Source organism: Bacillus sp. OV166, assembly GCF_900177675.1.
GTDB lineage: Bacteria > Bacillota > Bacilli > Bacillales > Cytobacillaceae > Neobacillus.
Map to the genome: position 1 here is coordinate 4,419,729 of NZ_FXWM01000001.1, position 17,108 is coordinate 4,436,836.

11 protein-coding genes and 3 rRNA genes are annotated in these 17,108 nt (G+C 41.3%); 2 read left to right on the forward strand and 12 right to left on the reverse strand.

What is annotated here, in order from left to right:
- Positions 1-22: 22 nt before the first annotated feature.
- The 5 genes from CCK98_RS21635 to CCK98_RS21655 all read right to left on the reverse strand — a co-directional run bounded on the left by CCK98_RS21635 (position 23) and on the right by CCK98_RS21655 (position 5,755).
- Positions 23-223 carry a cold-shock protein gene (locus CCK98_RS21635; RefSeq protein WP_007083691.1) on the reverse strand — a complete coding sequence of 67 codons (201 nt, stop codon included), beginning with the start codon at positions 221-223 and terminating at the stop codon, positions 23-25.
- A gap of 189 nt (positions 224-412) precedes the next feature.
- Positions 413-1,792, reverse strand: coding sequence for a branched-chain amino acid transport system II carrier protein (brnQ, locus tag CCK98_RS21640; protein ID WP_088088475.1), 1,380 nt, complete (start codon positions 1,790-1,792; stop codon positions 413-415).
- 345 nt (positions 1,793-2,137) lie between these two features.
- A complete protein-coding gene (locus tag CCK98_RS21645; protein WP_088088476.1) occupies positions 2,138-2,929 on the reverse strand; it encodes an HAD family hydrolase in 792 nt (263 codons plus the stop codon).
- Positions 2,930-3,067: 138 nt separating this feature from the next.
- The gene (locus tag CCK98_RS21650; protein ID WP_088088477.1) at positions 3,068-4,258 is read right to left on the reverse strand and encodes a glucose-1-phosphate adenylyltransferase; all 1,191 of its coding nucleotides are present in this window, start codon (positions 4,256-4,258) and stop codon (positions 3,068-3,070) included.
- A 264-nt stretch (positions 4,259-4,522) separates the two neighbouring features.
- On the reverse strand, positions 4,523-5,755 hold the full coding sequence (locus CCK98_RS21655; protein ID WP_088088478.1) for a DUF438 domain-containing protein: 1,233 nt from the start codon (positions 5,753-5,755) through the stop codon (positions 4,523-4,525).
- Positions 5,756-6,041: 286 nt separating this feature from the next.
- Here CCK98_RS21655 and CCK98_RS21660 point away from each other — a divergent pair, with 286 nt between their 5' ends.
- Positions 6,042-7,019 carry a ring-cleaving dioxygenase gene (locus CCK98_RS21660; RefSeq protein ID WP_088088479.1) on the forward strand — a complete coding sequence of 326 codons (978 nt, stop codon included), beginning with the start codon at positions 6,042-6,044 and terminating at the stop codon, positions 7,017-7,019.
- A gap of 86 nt (positions 7,020-7,105) precedes the next feature.
- On the opposite strand, the gene CCK98_RS21665 is transcribed toward CCK98_RS21660, so the two are convergent.
- Positions 7,106-8,071 carry a DUF1835 domain-containing protein gene (locus CCK98_RS21665; protein ID WP_088088480.1) on the reverse strand — a complete coding sequence of 322 codons (966 nt, stop codon included), beginning with the start codon at positions 8,069-8,071 and terminating at the stop codon, positions 7,106-7,108.
- Between the two features lie 251 nt (positions 8,072-8,322).
- On the opposite strand from CCK98_RS21665, the gene CCK98_RS21670 reads away from it, so the two are divergent.
- Positions 8,323-8,631 (forward strand): hypothetical protein, encoded by a 309-nt coding sequence (locus CCK98_RS21670; protein ID WP_088088481.1) that lies wholly within the window; start codon positions 8,323-8,325, stop codon positions 8,629-8,631.
- 110 nt (positions 8,632-8,741) lie between these two features.
- Here the strand turns inward: CCK98_RS21670 and rrf are convergent.
- From rrf to CCK98_RS21700, 6 genes are all read right to left on the reverse strand, one after another.
- Positions 8,742-8,858: ribosomal RNA gene (gene rrf / locus CCK98_RS21675) — 5S ribosomal RNA — on the reverse strand.
- Positions 8,859-8,934: 76 nt separating this feature from the next.
- Positions 8,935-11,870 (reverse strand): 23S ribosomal RNA (locus CCK98_RS21680).
- A gap of 235 nt (positions 11,871-12,105) precedes the next feature.
- Positions 12,106-13,655, reverse strand: a 16S ribosomal RNA gene (locus tag CCK98_RS21685).
- The 16S, 23S and 5S rRNA genes sit together here, the layout of an rRNA operon.
- Before the next feature lie 529 nt (positions 13,656-14,184).
- Complete coding sequence (locus tag CCK98_RS21690) at positions 14,185-14,757, reverse strand: RIO1 family regulatory kinase/ATPase (RefSeq protein WP_088088482.1); 573 nt, start codon at positions 14,755-14,757, stop codon at positions 14,185-14,187.
- A 63-nt stretch (positions 14,758-14,820) separates the two neighbouring features.
- Entirely contained in the window at positions 14,821-15,894 is a 1,074-nt protein-coding gene (locus CCK98_RS21695) for a phosphotransferase (protein ID WP_179195894.1), read from the reverse strand.
- 31 nt (positions 15,895-15,925) lie between these two features.
- On the reverse strand, positions 15,926-17,104 hold the full coding sequence (locus tag CCK98_RS21700) for an ATP-grasp domain-containing protein (RefSeq protein WP_088088484.1): 1,179 nt from the start codon (positions 17,102-17,104) through the stop codon (positions 15,926-15,928).
- Positions 17,105-17,108: the final 4 nt, after the last annotated feature.

Here is a 17,108-nt window from a genome sequence, read left to right on the forward strand (position 1 = left end):
TCTTTTTATATTTTGGGTCTTATTATGCTTTACGAACGTTAGTAGCTTGGGGTCCACGTTGACCTTGTTCTACTTCAAATGTTACAGCTTGACCTTCGTCTAAAGATTTGAAACCTTCGCTTTGGATAGCTGAGAAGTGTACGAATACATCGTCTCCTGCTTCGCGTTCGATGAATCCGAATCCTTTTTCTGCGTTAAACCATTTCACTTTACCTTGTTCCATTTGTTGTTTCCTCCTCGTGTGCTGTGCACACATTGTGTTACTATCCTTGCTCAGATCTTCAAGACAGAAAGTTTAGCACTTATTATCCTACCGACTAACAAAAATAATTCTTCCTTACTATAACAGAGATTAGTAAGGAATGCAAATAGGTATTTAGGATTAATTTTATTTTTTGATGTTTTTACAATGCTATAAGGCACTTTCAGTCTTATTCTTTACGCGGTATGCGGAGAAATTCTGCACACTGACAAAAATCCCTGTTATTAAGATGGTAACCAAAACAGGCAGCAGCCAGCCGAGCCCATTGTTATAAAAAGGCAATACTCGATCATAAAACGAAACAATCTGCGCTAGCCACCCAAAATAATTGATGCCAACCAGATCGCAGAATGTTTTAAGCCCATCGATAATACTGATCATAAAGGTAACTGAAATAGCAGATACATAAACAATCCGTGAATGGTTAAACAGCTTGGACAAAAAAGTCAGCAGCATTAAGGCAATCGACAATGGATATAAAAACATTAATAAAGGTATGGAAAAATTAATGATATTCGCTAAACCAAAGTTTGCGATAACAAACGAAATGAGCGAAAAGAAAAGCACCCACATTTTGTAACTGATTTTCGGTACCAGTGTATGGAAGTATTCGCCGCAAGCTGTCATCAAGCCGATGCTCGTTGTTAGACAAGCGAGTATGATAATAACCGACAACATAACCGTACCAAATGTTCCAAAATAATAGGAAGATGCCTTCCCCAGAACAGGACCTCCAGTATCAAAAAGTCCGAACGCGCTTGTGCTTGACGCCCCTAAATAAGCAACGCCAACGTAGATGATTCCAAGAAAAATGGTCGCAATCAGTCCAGACTTAGCTGATGCTATAAGGATACCTCGTGTAGACGTTACACCCATCGAACGAATTGAATTGATAACGATGATCCCAAATACAAGCGATGCAAGTGCATCCATTGTGTTATAACCTTCCATAAATCCTTTCATGAACGCCCCGTTTGCATATGTTGCTTGTGGTGCCTCAATTGAACCGAGTGGCTTGAAAATAACCATTACTAATAAGATAAAAATTAAAATGATAATAGCAGGAGATAAGATTTTCCCCACACGGTCCACAAGCTTTGCTGGGTTTAATGAAAACCACAAGGTCACAATAAAAAACAAACCAGTGAATACAAATAATCCAATTTGACCAAAACTTTCACTTAAAAACGGTGAGATCCCAATATCATAGGCTACTGCGCCCGTCCTAGGTGCGGCAAAAAATGGCCCAATCGTCAAATAAAGAATCGATGTGAAAATAACCCCATATAGCGGGTGGACCCTGCTTGCCAGCTCCTCTAAGTTCTTGCTCCCCGAGAACCCGATTGCCAGGATTCCAAGAAACGGAAGCCCAATTCCGGTAATTAAAAAGCCTGTCACCGCCATCCACACATTTGACCCTGCATTTTGACCAAGTGCTGCTGGAAAAATTAAATTCCCTGCCCCGAAAAACAAGGCAAACAACATTACTCCTATAACGAAATACCTTGAAAATGGTAATTTATTTTGCATATTAGCTACTCCCGCCTAGATGTTCTCTTCCTAAATAATTAATTCTAAAAAAATCTATATAATGATATATTCCGAGAATAATATTACTATCCTCTTGAGAAAAATTCAACCTATTTTTGAGATTAGTTTGATAATTTCGAAAGAAGATATGTTTATTTTTCAACCTATTTAATAAGCTTTTGGTAAATAGTTGTGATAATGATATATTTTTCATTTTTCTCATCAATACTTTTCTAGAAAAATAATTACCATAATTGTTGCACACCATTTTCATCTATACAAAAAATTGCCGTATATATAGGAAACTCCCTATATATACGGCAATCTTCAACTTGTTTGTTTTTTCTATTTTTTCTTTAATTCCTCTAATAATGGAAATAGTTCTTCCAAATGGGTAATCTCATAAGTAGGGATAACTTCATTTCTGGCTTTGTCATGACGGTTAATCCAAACCGTTTTGATTCCTGCCCGATTCGCTCCTAGAATGTCTGTCATTAAATTATCCCCCACCATAAGGACCTCATCCTTTTGAACCGACATAAGCGAGAGTGCGTGTTCAAAAATGGTCGGATCAGGCTTCCCTCTGCCGAAATCCCCTGAAATAACAATTTGATCAAAATATGGAACCAGTTCAGGTGTTATGGTTAGTTTTGTTTTTTGTAGATCGGGTGAACCATTTGTTAACAGCAGCAACTGGTAATTCTCTTTTAACGTATCAAGAATTTTAAATGATTCCTCATAGACAAACGGCAGGTTTCTGCGCTCTTGCGGGAACCGTTCAGCTAACTCGAATCCAAAATCGGTGTCATCCACGCCCAATGATTTCAAACCAGCTGTCCAAGCGTCCTTTCGATAGGTAGGAACCATTTCCTTCATCTTTTTAAAATCATCCTGATCATCTAAAAAATTACCCCATAACCCTTCAAACGGATTAATCCCAATCATTTGCGTAAAAGGGTAAAATTCATAGGAAGTATAAATGTTCCTTGCTGCCTCTCGAACGGCCTCTTCGAGTTGGTCCGCATCGACCCCATACCGTTCCTCAGCTACTCTACACGTAGCAGCAAAAGCCTCCTTCACACTTTTTTGATCCCAGAGCAGTGTATCATCTAAATCAAAAAAAATCGCTTTAATCATCGTAACCTTCCCCTTGTATAAAAGATATTTTTACTAGTTTACCATTTTAATAATTGAAAATATATAATTGTTAATTTTTTATTCATTTATTAGGGAAGGGAACCGATAATCGAGTGTTACAAGCATCAAGATATTTTCTTAGGAAGATACGGTTAACACATTGTTTTTGGATCCAATATCATGAATCGACGGGTCGACTGTTACATTATTTCCCACAACCATTAAATGCCCATCGGGATCCTTCGAGACAATGATGACACCATTCTTGACTACCGTTTGGCTGCCAATGACCGCATTTTCAATCCATGCGTTCTCTTCAATAATGGTATTTGGCAAGATGACTGTGTTTTTAATTCGCGCCCCCTTTCCGATCTTCACACCGCTATACACAACGGACTTTTCGATCGTACCGTAAATTTCACAGCCTTCACTCAGTAAACATTGGTGAACCTTAGCCGACTCATCCACAAATAACGGGGGCGCATTACTTTCGACGGTATGGATTCTCCATTCAGGATTCTGGAGGAAGATGTTACTTTCCCTATGCAAAAGATCTAAATTGGCATCCCAGTAACTACGAACGGTGCCTACATCCTTCCAATAGTTATTGAAATAATAGGCAAATAACTCCATTCCTGCACTTAGCATCGAAGGAATAATATCCTTGCCAAAATCGCTATGAGTAAATTCTTTTTGCTCCTCTTGTAGCAAGTATTCTTTTAAAACAGACCATTTGAAAATATATATACCCATCGATGCTAAATTCGTGGTCGGATTTTCCGGTTTTTCTTCGAAATCGATAATTTTATAGCTTTCATCATCAATTTTTACGAGACCAAAGCGGCTCGCGTCTTCCCACGGAACTTCTACGACAGCCATGGTACAGTCCGCTTTTGTTTCAATATGCTGCTCAAGCATCAAAGAATAATCCATTTTATAGATTTGGTCAGCAGATAGAATGAGCACATGCTCAGGTTTATGCTGCTCAATAAATTCAATATTTTGAAAGACAGCATGTGATGTCCCTTCATACCATTCTACCCCAGAGTTACTGCGCTGAAATGGCGGGAGAATCGTTAGGCCCCCATATCGATTATACAAGTTCCAATAATTGCAATGGCCAAGATGTGAATGCAAAACATAAGGTCTGTATTGCGTTAAAATTCCAACGTTCTCAATTCCGGAATTCTTGCAGTTACTTAAGGCAAAATCAATGATTCGGTATTTCCCACCAAATGGTACTGCTGGTTTAACTAGTGATTTTGTTAGCAGGTTTAATCTTCTTCCCCTTCCTCCAGCCAATAGCAAAGCAATCCATTTTTGTTTCATTGTTTCCCTCCTCGTAAAATTTTTTTGAATGAGACTGTCATTGGAACTTCTTATACTCTTATTATCTCCGTTTTCTTCCATTTTTCCGGTTAACCTGTTACAGCTTTGTGAAATTGCCCTGCTTTTTTATCGACACTAAGAGTGACGCAACTCTGTATTTGTCTCGAATTGTCGTAAATTCAAACAATGAAAATATGACCAATCTATAAAAAAACTGCCATTTCTCGACGATTGATCTCATCGGTGGATGACAGTTTTTATATATTATTCTAGAATTCGTTTTTCCCCTTCAATTGCTTTGATTGGGTCAATATTTTGCGTGAATTCAAGGGTGCCAATGTACTTCCCGTCCTCATCCCGAACAGCAAAATAACGGATATAGACATACTTATCCTTGAACTTAATCCAAAATTCCTCAGACTCTTTTTTGCCGGACTTAAAATCTGCCAACAGTTCCTCTACCACATGGACACTTCTAGGCGGGTGGCAGTTTTGAACGGTACGACCAATAATTGCTTTCGTCCGCGCAAAAATTCTTTCTTTTCCGTGTGAAAAATACCGAACCACATCATCTTGGTCAATGAAGGTGATGTCAACGGGTAAATGGTTTAATAAGAGCTCTAGCTGTTTTAAGGAAAGAATACCGGTTTCCATCTTAATATAGCCTTCAGAGATTGCCTGTTCATTTAGTGCTTTTCTTTCAGGCTTCCATTCTGCTGCAGGAGCGATCAGACAAAAGCCAATTTCATCACTTTCATGAGCAATTTTGACCCATTCATCTTCTGTTAAATTCTTCAAAGCCATAGGGAAGAGAATGTTTTCTTCTTTATAAATCATTCCTGCTACTTGTTCAATCACATAATTTAAAACTCCGATAACAGCCTGCTTGTCGCCGTGATAATGGGCAAGCTTTTGCCTGCCATCCTTAATCGCATCCCGGATAAAATCATCGATTCTCCACATATTTGTCGTTGGGCCGAAAATCCCGTACTTTTCTAAATAAGGAAAAATCAAATTCTCTTTACGACTATAATGCTTATCAATATCAAGCAAGAGATTAATATCTTCGAATAGCTTATAGATATTTTCAGCTGAATCTTCTTTGTCCAACTCCTCTAAATGTACTTGAAGCTTGGTTGTTAACAGCTTATCAACCTCTTGATTTTCGAGTTTAAAGGTATGAACTGGATGACCTGCCTGGTCTTCAGGTCTTCCGTTTTGATGGTCTTCTTCTTTAATCGTTCCTTGAAAAATGGCTGAATGCTGGTTGTAGATATGCTTAAGTTCAGCAGCAGATATACTTCCCTCTTCGACAAAATCATGTTGTAACTGGGTTATTTCATCGATGGTTATTTTCCCGATAAACGCATCAAAATGTGCTTTGACCTCATCAAGATTTCGTCCATTATGAAGATCAATAAAAAGTTGTTTTAGTATCGCTATACGTTCTGTATATTCACTAGTTAATTGTTCACGGTTATTAATGATTTCACTCATATCAGGATTCTCCTTCACTGTTGCAAATTACTTTTGATATTTATTCTCATTAATAAGTTAACACTTCCAAAACTGTTTGTTTGTGATTTACATCATTAGTAACAAGGTAATTGAGAAAATTTTAAGGAAAAACTTTTTGACAGTTTATTAATTTCATGTTATATTTATCTCGAATTAAAGATAATTAGTTTTAAGATAATATTTCAAATTAGTTTAGAAGATACTTAATAAATAAGTCTATTTGAATATAAATAATCAAAATAGAGGATAAATTGGAGGATTCATTATGAATGGATTAAAAGGTATGCACCACGTAACAGCCATTACGAGCAGCGCAGAAAAAAACTATGAGTTTTTTACGTATGTATTAGGGATGCGCTTAGTTAAGAAAACCGTTAACCAAGATGATATTCAAACCTATCACTTATTCTTTGCTGATGATATTGGCAGTGCTGGAACCGATATGACCTTTTTCGACTTTCCTGGCATTCCTAAAGGGGTCCATGGTACCAATGAGATTTCAAAGACTTCCTTCCGTGTCCCAACTGATGCGGCAATCGAATATTGGGTGAAACGCTTTGACCGTTTAGAGGTAAAACATACAGGAATTAAAGAGCAATTTGGTAAAAAAACACTGTCGTTTGTTGATTTTGATGACCAGCAATACCAATTGATTTCAGATGAAAATAATAATGGTGTTGCAGCCGGTACCCCATGGCAAAAAGGACCGATTCCTTTAGATTATGCTATTACTGGATTAGGCCCGATCTTTGCTCGTGTCGCTAATTTTGATTACTTTAAAGAAATGATGGAAAAAGTTCTTCTATTTAAAGAGATTGCACAAGAAGGGGCGTTTCATTTATTTGAAGTAGGTGAAGGCGGCAATGGCGCTCAGGTAGTAGTCGAATATAATGCGGTTCTTCCTCAAGCACGCCAAGGATTTGGGACGGTACATCATGCGGCATTCCGTGTCGACGATCGTTCCGTTCTAGAAGAATGGATTGGACATATGGAGAGCTTTGGATTCCAAACATCTGGATTCGTCGATCGCTACTTTTTCGGATCACTTTATACAAGAGTTGCACCGCAGATTCTATTTGAGTTTGCCACTGACGGCCCAGGATTTATGGGAGATGAGCCCTACGAAACACTAGGTGAAAAATTATCATTACCGCCATTCCTAGAACCAAAACGGGAACAAATCGAGAAATTGGTTCGTCCAATTGATACCATACGAAGTACAAAAGAATTCATTAAAGAATAATTCTTTTAAAAATAAACACACAAAGAGCGTGGCCGTGGGCCTCGCTCTTTGTTAATAACTAGAAAGGGTCAGTCCCCCCACTACTTTTAATCACCCTTTTTAATAAGTTTGTTCCCATCCCAAAGCCATTTATTCTCTTTTTGAAATACCCCCCCAATCCACCAATCACGTTCCACAAATTCACAATGAACTTTTTGTTCAGTTAAAACATCTAAACCATGGGAAGTTAACCTTAGCTTTGCATTGGGTTCCGGATTTGGATAGTTGGGTAATGGATAATCACATTCCAACAATGGATAGGGTCCATGCATCAGCTCGTTTAGCATGGCAGCAAAATAAAGATCACTTATCCCATCATTAATTCTTTGCATACTTATCGATTGAAATAATTCTCCAAACGAGCATGGATTATTATCAAGATAGTTTAAAACTAAGGTTTCTACTTTATTTAGGCCTGTATGCACGGAGGGAAAGTAGCTTAAGTGTGATTGAAATGCTTGTTTTAAAAAAGGTAATTTTTCTTTTGATGAAGCCATCCATTTTTCAATATCTATCGGATTCTTAGATGTATAAGCTTTCCAGCCAGTAATAGCTTCTATTATTTGTTCATCTGTTACTAGTTGTTTCTTTTGATAATAAAGTCCTTCCAATTGCTGAGATGATAATTGACCAAGCCCATAAAAAGGTTCTACCCCTTCGTACTCATCAATAGTCACCAACCATAGGTTCATACACTCTTTTTTTGATAGTTCGTTTAGCAAATACATTAACATCGTTTGATCAAACCGATCGTGCTCAAACCAGAGTACAATGTCTTTCTCTCTAGGGATTTCATCAAGGAATCGATTTTGATCCTTACAATTCCGATTAAATAACTCAGCAGGAATAGCCAATTTTTCTTCAAAAAAACGAGCCCTGCGATGGATCCAATTTTCCGCCGAAATATCTTCGGATAATGGACCATAATCATACATTTCCCGCCAAACTAGAACATCTCCAGGAAGATTTCCTAGCTTACTACCCACTACATCCCCATTTACAATGTGAATCATACCAATACCTCATTTCTTGTCATCCCTCGCATTAATCATAAATTTCAATAAGATTAACCAACAGACTTTGTACAATTTATGAATTTGACTTCATACCAAAGTAGAATCTAATACAAGCGTTTATCTATTTTAACATGAAAAAGCATATATCCTTCTAATATAAGCATAGACTAATATATTGCTATTTTAGGTAAGCATATTAGTTTAGTCATTTGCATATCGTTTTAAGACGGGAAAGGAGACGATTGAATATGTATAGTACCGAAGTAAACAAAAAAATTGAAAGTATTGCCCATCCTAAGGTCCAAAATATAATAAGAACATGTGTGGAACAAGGATGCGTGTTCAAACCTCATCCAAGTAACCCTAACTTAGTAAATTTATTTGATCCTGCACTCAGGAAAAATATTATTGGGGACATTAACCTTTTAAGTGAAAGAGGATATTTCACACTGGAAGTAGAAAATGGACGTTTTAAGACTTTTAGAAATGAAGTTATGGGATTGGATATAAATAAGGCTGATTTTGAAGATAAGGTATTAAGAAGATTGAAACGGTAGCCTTCGATAGTTCTGGTGTGGAAAAGGGCAATGATTTTTGAGATCATTGCCCTTTTTTGTATATTTAAAACCAATTAAAAAGGACAACCTTAAATGGTTATCCTTCGTTTGCCTGGCAACGTCCTACTCTCACAGGGACGCGTGTCCCAACTACCATCGGCGCTGAGAAGCTTAACTTCCGTGTTCGGTATGGGAACGGGTGTGACCTTCTCGCCATTGCTGCCAGACTATTTTGTTGAGGTATCATTCCCTCAAAACTAGATAATGCAGAAGAAGTTTGTAAAAACGAGCTGCCTTAAAAATATGGTTAAGTCCTCGAACGATTAGTATCAGTCAGCTCCACATGTTACCACGCTTCCACCTCTGACCTATCAACCTGATCATCTTTCAGGGTTCTTACTAGCTTGCGCTATGGGAAATCTCATCTTGAGGGGGGCTTCATGCTTAGATGCTTTCAGCACTTATCCCGTCCGCACATAGCTACCCAGCGATGCCCTTGGCAGAACAACTGGTACACCAGCGGTGCGTCCATCCCGGTCCTCTCGTACTAAGGACAGCTCCTCTCAAATTTCCTGCGCCCACGACGGATAGGGACCGAACTGTCTCACGACGTTCTGAACCCAGCTCGCGTACCGCTTTAATGGGCGAACAGCCCAACCCTTGGGACCGACTACAGCCCCAGGATGCGATGAGCCGACATCGAGGTGCCAAACCTCCCCGTCGATGTGGACTCTTGGGGGAGATAAGCCTGTTATCCCCGGGGTAGCTTTTATCCGTTGAGCGATGGCCCTTCCATGCGGAACCACCGGATCACTAAGCCCGACTTTCGTCCCTGCTCGACTTGTAGGTCTCGCAGTCAAGCTCCCTTGTGCCTTTACACTCTGCGAATGATTTCCAACCATTCTGAGGGAACCTTTGGGCGCCTCCGTTACTCTTTAGGAGGCGACCGCCCCAGTCAAACTGCCCACCTGACACTGTCTCCCACCCCGATCAGGGGTGCGGGTTAGAATTTCAATACAGCCAGGGTAGTATCCCACCGACGCCTCCACCGAAGCTAGCGCTCCGGCTTCTCAGGCTCCTACCTATCCTGTACAAGCTGTACCAAAATTCAATATCAGGCTACAGTAAAGCTCCACGGGGTCTTTCCGTCCTGTCGCGGGTAACCTGCATCTTCACAGGTACTATAATTTCACCGAGTCTCTCGTTGAGACAGTGCCCAGATCGTTACGCCTTTCGTGCGGGTCGGAACTTACCCGACAAGGAATTTCGCTACCTTAGGACCGTTATAGTTACGGCCGCCGTTTACTGGGGCTTCGATTCAGAGCTTCGCGTGAGCTAACCCCTCCTCTTAACCTTCCAGCACCGGGCAGGCGTCAGCCCCTATACTTCGCCTTGCGGCTTCGCAGAGACCTGTGTTTTTGCTAAACAGTCGCCTGGGCCTATTCACTGCGGCTCTTCGAGGCTATTCACCTCAAAAAGCACCCCTTCTCCCGAAGTTACGGGGTCATTTTGCCGAGTTCCTTAACGAGAGTTCTCTCGCTCACCTTAGGATTCTCTCCTCGCCTACCTGTGTCGGTTTGCGGTACGGGCACCTTTTATCTCGCTAGAGGCTTTTCTTGGCAGTGTGGAATCAGGAACTTCGGTACTAAATTTCCCTCGCTATCACAGCTCAGCCTTATGCGAGAAGCGGATTTGCCTACTTCTCAGCCTAACTGCTTAGACGCGCATATCCAACAGCGCGCTTACCCTATCCTCCTGCGTCCCCCCATTGCTCAAACGATAAAGAGGTGGTACAGGAATATCAACCTGTTGTCCATCGCCTACGCCTTTCGGCCTCGGCTTAGGTCCCGACTAACCCTGAGCGGACGAGCCTTCCTCAGGAAACCTTAGGCATTCGGTGGATGAGATTCTCACTCATCTTTCGCTACTCATACCGGCATTCTCACTTCTAAGCGCTCCACCAGTCCTTACGGTCTAGCTTCAACGCCCTTAGAACGCTCTCCTACCACTGACATCTAAGATGTCAGTCCACAGCTTCGGTGATACGTTTAGCCCCGGTACATTTTCGGCGCAGAGTCATTCGACCAGTGAGCTATTACGCACTCTTTAAATGGTGGCTGCTTCTAAGCCAACATCCTGGTTGTCTAAACAACTCCACATCCTTTTCCACTTAACGTATACTTTGGGACCTTAGCTGGTGGTCTGGGCTGTTTCCCTTTTGACTACGGATCTTATCACTCGCAGTCTGACTCCCACGGATAAGTCTTTGGCATTCGGAGTTTGTCTGAATTCGGTAACCCGATGAGGGCCCCTAGTCCAAACAGTGCTCTACCTCCAAGACTCTTACTACGTGAGGCTAGCCCTAAAGCTATTTCGGAGAGAACCAGCTATCTCCAAGTTCGATTGGAATTTCTCCGCTACCCACACCTCATCCCCGCACTTTTCAACGTGCGTGGGTTCGGGCCTCCATCCAGTGTTACCTGGACTTCACCCTGGACATGGGTAGATCACCTGGTTTCGGGTCTACGACCACATACTCATACGCCCTATTCAGACTCGCTTTCGCTGCGGCTCCGTCTCTTCAACTTAACCTTGCATGGGATCGTAACTCGCCGGTTCATTCTACAAAAGGCACGCTATCACCCATTAACGGGCTCTAACTACTTGTAGGCACACGGTTTCAGGAACTATTTCACTCCCCTTCCGGGGTGCTTTTCACCTTTCCCTCACGGTACTGGTTCACTATCGGTCACTAGGGAGTATTTAGCCTTGGGAGATGGTCCTCCCTGCTTCCGACCGGATTTCTCGTGTCCGGCCGTACTCAGGATCCACTCAGGAGGGAACGAAGTTTCGACTACAGGGTTTTTACCTTCTATGACGGACCTTTCCAGGTCGCTTCATCTACCTCGTTCCTTTGTAACTCCATGTTGAGTGTCCTACAACCCCAAGAGGCAAGCCTCTTGGTTTGGGCTATGTCCCGTTTCGCTCGCCGCTACTCAGGGAATCGCGTTTGCTTTCTCTTCCTCCGGGTACTTAGATGTTTCAGTTCCCCGGGTATGCCTTCCATACCCTATGTATTCAGGTAAAGATACTGTTCCATTACGAACAGTGGGTTCCCCCATTCGGAAATCTCCGGATCAAAGCTTACTTACAGCTCCCCGAAGCATATCGGTGTTAGTCCCGTCCTTCATCGGCTCCTAGTGCCAAGGCATTCACCGTGCGCCCTTTCTAACTTAACCTAAAAGGTTATTCTCTTACTTATATAAGAGAGAAAACTAAAATGGCAGGGAAAAATTGAACTTCATTTTTCCTATTGACTCGGTTCTTACATTGACTTCTTCATTACGATTATCTAGTTTTCAAAGAACGATTAAAAAAAGCTTTGAGAGAATTGCACTCTCAAAACTAAACAAACAAAATACGTGTATCAAACAAACTGTTTTGTCTGGCTCACAGGTCCAGCTTTATCCTTAGAAAGGAGGTGATCCAGCCGCACCTTCCGATACGGCTACCTTGTTACGACTTCACCCCAATCATCTGTCCCACCTTAGGCGGCTGGCTCCTTACGGTTACCCCACCGACTTCGGGTGTTACAAACTCTCGTGGTGTGACGGGCGGTGTGTACAAGGCCCGGGAACGTATTCACCGCGGCATGCTGATCCGCGATTACTAGCGATTCCGGCTTCATGCAGGCGAGTTGCAGCCTGCAATCCGAACTGAGAATGGTTTTATGGGATTGGCTAAACCTCGCGGTCTTGCAGCCCTTTGTACCATCCATTGTAGCACGTGTGTAGCCCAGGTCATAAGGGGCATGATGATTTGACGTCATCCCCACCTTCCTCCGGTTTGTCACCGGCAGTCACCTTAGAGTGCCCAACTGAATGCTGGCAACTAAGATCAAGGGTTGCGCTCGTTGCGGGACTTAACCCAACATCTCACGACACGAGCTGACGACAACCATGCACCACCTGTCACTCTGTCCCCCGAAGGGGAAAATCCTATCTCTAGGAGTGTCAGAGGATGTCAAGACCTGGTAAGGTTCTTCGCGTTGCTTCGAATTAAACCACATGCTCCACCGCTTGTGCGGGCCCCCGTCAATTCCTTTGAGTTTCAGCCTTGCGGCCGTACTCCCCAGGCGGAGTGCTTAATGCGTTAGCTGCAGCACTAAGGGGCGGAAACCCCCTAACACTTAGCACTCATCGTTTACGGCGTGGACTACCAGGGTATCTAATCCTGTTTGCTCCCCACGCTTTCGCGCCTCAGCGTCAGTTACAGACCAGAAAGCCGCCTTCGCCACTGGTGTTCCTCCACATCTCTACGCATTTCACCGCTACACGTGGAATTCCGCTTTCCTCTTCTGCACTCAAGTCCCCCAGTTTCCAATGACCCTCCACGGTTGAGCCGTGGGCTTTCACATCAGACTTAAAGGACCGCCTGCGCGCGCTTTACGCCCAATAATTCCGGACAACGCTTGCCACCTACGTATTACCGCGGCTGCTGGCACGTAGTTAGCCGTGGCTTTCTGGTTAGGTACCGTCAAGGTACCGGCAGTTACTCCGGTACTTGTTCTTCCCTAACAACAGAGCTTTACGACCCGAAGGCCTTCATCGCTCACGCGGCGTTGCTCCATCAGACTTTCGTCCATTGTGGAAGATTCCCTACTGCTGCCTCCCGTAGGAGTCTGGGCCGTGTCTCAGTCCCAGTGTGGCCGATCACCCTCTCAGGTCGGCTACGCATCGTCGCCTTGGTGAGCCGTTACCTCACCAACTAGCTAATGCGCCGCGGGCCCATCTGTAAGTGTCAGCCGAAACCGACTTTCAGCTTTTCCTCATGAGAGGAAAAGGATTATCCGGTATTAGCACCGGTTTCCCGGTGTTATCCCAGTCTTACAGGCAGGTTGCCCACGTGTTACTCACCCGTCCGCCGCTAATCAACAGGAGCAAGCTCCTATTGATTCGCTCGACTTGCATGTATTAGGCACGCCGCCAGCGTTCGTCCTGAGCCAGGATCAAACTCTCCAAGAAAGTTGATTAGCTCATTTTGTTACGTTGGCTTAGTTTCTTAATTGAAACTAAAAGTTTTTGTTTGTTTGCACGATTTTGTTTGTTTAGTTTTCAAAGAACAAATTCACTTTCCAAAGAAGCGACAAAAACTATTATACTATTATTTCTCTATTTAAGTCAACACTAATTTTTAACACTCAATGTTTAACTCGTCCGAAGAGAACTTTCCTATAATAACATGTAAGTTACTATAAGTTCAATGTAAAGTTTTTTCCAATTCAACTTCAATTAACAGCACCGCATGGAGTATTTATTAACCACTCGTTTTTGCTGTCAACGAGTACTATCTTATCATGGTAGACAATAGGGTTCAATGTGTAATGTTTTCCATTTTGCCAAAAATAATTAATTATAATTCTAGCTGAAATAATAGAAGGAATTGATTATAGTTCATTAGTTGATCCATCAATAGATAATCAATTTTAAAAGGCAGTGGATCATTTAACCACCGCCTTCTTGGAACCTCTACCAAACCTTTTCAAGTGCCACCTTATTCATTCCCTAGGTTTTTCCATTCCTTATATTTGGATGGGCTAAGCTTGTTCACATGTTGCAAAAACTCATCTGAATAACCAAGTTTTTTTAATCCAGATAACAATTTGGCAGGGACAGCCCTGTCTGTATTAAATGCCCTCTTGAGGTCGATTATTTTTATCTCCCCCAGCTCATTGAAAAAAATGTGGCGAACTTCAATATCTAATCTCGTAAAACCTACAGTTTTCATTTCATCCAGCATCGATAAAATTTTTCCTACGATTGCCTCTGAAAGATTTTTTTCTCTTTTTAGATAATGCTTAAGATTATAACCATTTACAAACTCCATCACTATATAGTTTTCACCATATTCATATAATTTAGGAATAATAGGTGACGATTGTCCTAATTGCAATGCATTTAATTCCTTTTTTTGTGTGTCTTCATTAACAAAAATTTTGACGCACTTCTTAGGTGTCAATTGAAAGATGGATCCATCAGCACCCTTCCCAATCATTGTGTAACCGCTCAGATCTTGAAGGGTTACAGCGCCTTTATTCTTGGCTACTATTTTTTCAAAATCATTCATTTTAATCTCCTTCTATTTCGAAATTTTAAACCCCTTTGTTTTATTTAAATCTTGGAGACTGCTCTAATATAACCCGAGTTCTTTTCCCCAAACCTCAATTTTCTCAATGTATCTCTTGAGAAGTGTGCTCTTTCCACCATCCAGCACTTTTTGCAAATGACTAGAAAGCTTTTTTTCTAGAGTTCTCTGTAAATACGCCTTTTTTAGTAATCTCAGTGGATCCTCATTGAAGGTTATTCCATATTTCAACATTTCTTGGCAATAAACCTGCACACATTGACTTCGAATCTCCTCTTCCCTTTGTTGCCAATCTGAGCGAAAATCAATTAATAATTCGACTAGAACGACCAAATCATACCAGCATGGATAATGCTTCGCAGACTCCCAATCAATCAAAGAGACTTTCCAATTCTCCTCCTCATCATTGGCATTTTCACAGCAAATATTGTGGACATGGAGGTCACCGTGGATGAGACATTGTCCAGATTCCGTAATTTCAGGAAAAAACACAGGCCCTTTTTTTAATATTTTTTTGATCATTTTATACCTTGGTGCCATCAATTCTCTTAAGTTTGGATCTTTCATTGCCAGATCCAGGTTCTCCTTTGCTTTATTGATTCCTTTAGTCCTTTCCTTTACCTTCTCCTCAGAATCAAAATGTGGAAGAGAGACGTCAAAAAGATCCGCATGCTGCAAAAATCGATGATCAAAGGTTAGGGCATGAAATTTTGCCACGGTTGGAATAATTCGTTCCAAATGTTTCGGAGTTAATTTTATTTGTCCTCGTATCGGCTTCAAACATTCGGTGAACATCCATGTTTCATTACCATTTACATTCGGTTCAAGCCAATATAATCGCGGCATAAACTCATGATAAATGGTATAGGCTTTTTGATACATACTGATTTCTAATCTATGATTTTCTTTCAGTGGTTGTTTATATATTTTTAGGACTATGGGAATGAATTCCCGACCATCAGTTAGTACCAACTTCCAAATACTTGTCTTTTCCCGTGTATTTTTGAGGCATTCTATTCTTTCATCCACTAACTTTACTTTTTTACCAAGGACATTTTTCAGCTTCTCTTCCCAATCAAATTGCTTCCAACAGCTAATAATTTCTTCTATATTATTCAAAACTAAAGTTCCCACCTTCCTCTGCCATCACTTATTTTCTCCCCCATAAGTTTCGCAAATGGGAAACAAAACTTCGAACAAACGGAAGAGGGTCATTCCAAGCAAAAAGAGCCTCCACCTTTTTTCCAGATAAACTTTTTACCCATTCTAAGAACCTCATTTCCCCATTTTTTTGTTTTTGGCGAAAGGAAAGAAAATCACGGACAAAGTAAACCCATTTGACCCCTTCTTTCTGCACTGTCACTGGTGCTGGATTTTGCCCGGTAAGGGATAAATAATACAAGTAGGCCAAATTTACCCCACAAGCCATCGATAACGCTTGAGTTAAACCAATTCTTGAATTGATTTCGATAAATTTCAATTTCCCATCTCTTGGGTCCCGTTTAAATTCGGCAATCGCCAAGCCTTTGAATTGAATATCTTTTAGAAAGGTAGTAGCGAGTTGAATAACTTCTTCGTCCCTAATACTGAGGGCAAGAGCGGTGGAACCAAAATGAGGGGGGAATTGATGTAATTTTTGGTTCATCCATATGCCAATTAAATTCATCTGTTCATCAAAAAATGTCTTGACGGAATAAATACAATCCTCGTCACCAGGGATGACTTCCTGGACCATTAGTTCACCGAATGGCCGATAAAAAAGGTACTCTTCTCTCAATTGGGAAGGCTGTTCTATTACAATGGCTTTCTTATATAGACGATGATCGATATTTGAGCGGAAATGAGAAGAATGAACTGGTTTTAAAATGCAAGGAAAGGTAATTTGATGGATGATTTGCTCAAACTGCTCTTCGTTATTTATTGCGTAGGTTTTGGGGCATGGCACATTTGATTTCAGGGCCAATTCATACGTTAATCTTTTATCTAATACGGCTTCAACTAGTGTGTGTTTAGGTAATAGAAAGCGATAATAGTGTGAAAGAACAAATCTGTTTTTTGAAATAAACTGTACAAAGTCATCAGACCCCGCATACAGGACTGCCTTTTGGCCAAACTTTTGGGCCATTCTGGTAAGAAATAGAATTAACGCAGCTCCTTCACTAACTGGATTTGGGCAAATTCCACAGGTGGCAAACCGCGTTTTACCAATTTCATATTTTCCTTTAGTATCAAATGCATATACCTTTATCCCTTTTTTCGCTAAACTCCGCACAATACCTATTCCGGTTGCACTTAGATCGAGTACAACGGCAGGAACATCATGTTGCATACTT

Excerpts from the sequence above, each read along its gene's own strand:
- CCK98_RS21665 (WP_088088480.1), bottom strand. The coding sequence starts at position 8,071 with ATGATTCACATTGTAAATGGGGATGTAGTGGGTAGTAAGCTAGGAAAT.
- CCK98_RS21645 (WP_088088476.1), bottom strand. The coding sequence starts at position 2,929 with ATGATTAAAGCGATTTTTTTTGATTTAGATGATACACTGCTCTGGGAT.
- CCK98_RS21655 (WP_088088478.1), bottom strand. The coding sequence starts at position 5,755 with ATGAGTGAAATCATTAATAACCGTGAACAATTAACTAGTGAATATACA.
- CCK98_RS21650 (WP_088088477.1), bottom strand. The coding sequence starts at position 4,258 with ATGAAACAAAAATGGATTGCTTTGCTATTGGCTGGAGGAAGGGGAAGA.
- brnQ (WP_088088475.1), bottom strand. The coding sequence starts at position 1,792 with ATGCAAAATAAATTACCATTTTCAAGGTATTTCGTTATAGGAGTAATG.
- CCK98_RS21660 (WP_088088479.1), top strand. The coding sequence starts at position 6,042 with ATGAATGGATTAAAAGGTATGCACCACGTAACAGCCATTACGAGCAGC.
- CCK98_RS21700 (WP_088088484.1), bottom strand. The coding sequence starts at position 17,104 with ATGCAACATGATGTTCCTGCCGTTGTACTCGATCTAAGTGCAACCGGA.
- CCK98_RS21690 (WP_088088482.1), bottom strand. The coding sequence starts at position 14,757 with ATGAATGATTTTGAAAAAATAGTAGCCAAGAATAAAGGCGCTGTAACC.
- CCK98_RS21670 (WP_088088481.1), top strand. The coding sequence starts at position 8,323 with ATGTATAGTACCGAAGTAAACAAAAAAATTGAAAGTATTGCCCATCCT.
- CCK98_RS21635 (WP_007083691.1), bottom strand. The coding sequence starts at position 223 with ATGGAACAAGGTAAAGTGAAATGGTTTAACGCAGAAAAAGGATTCGGA.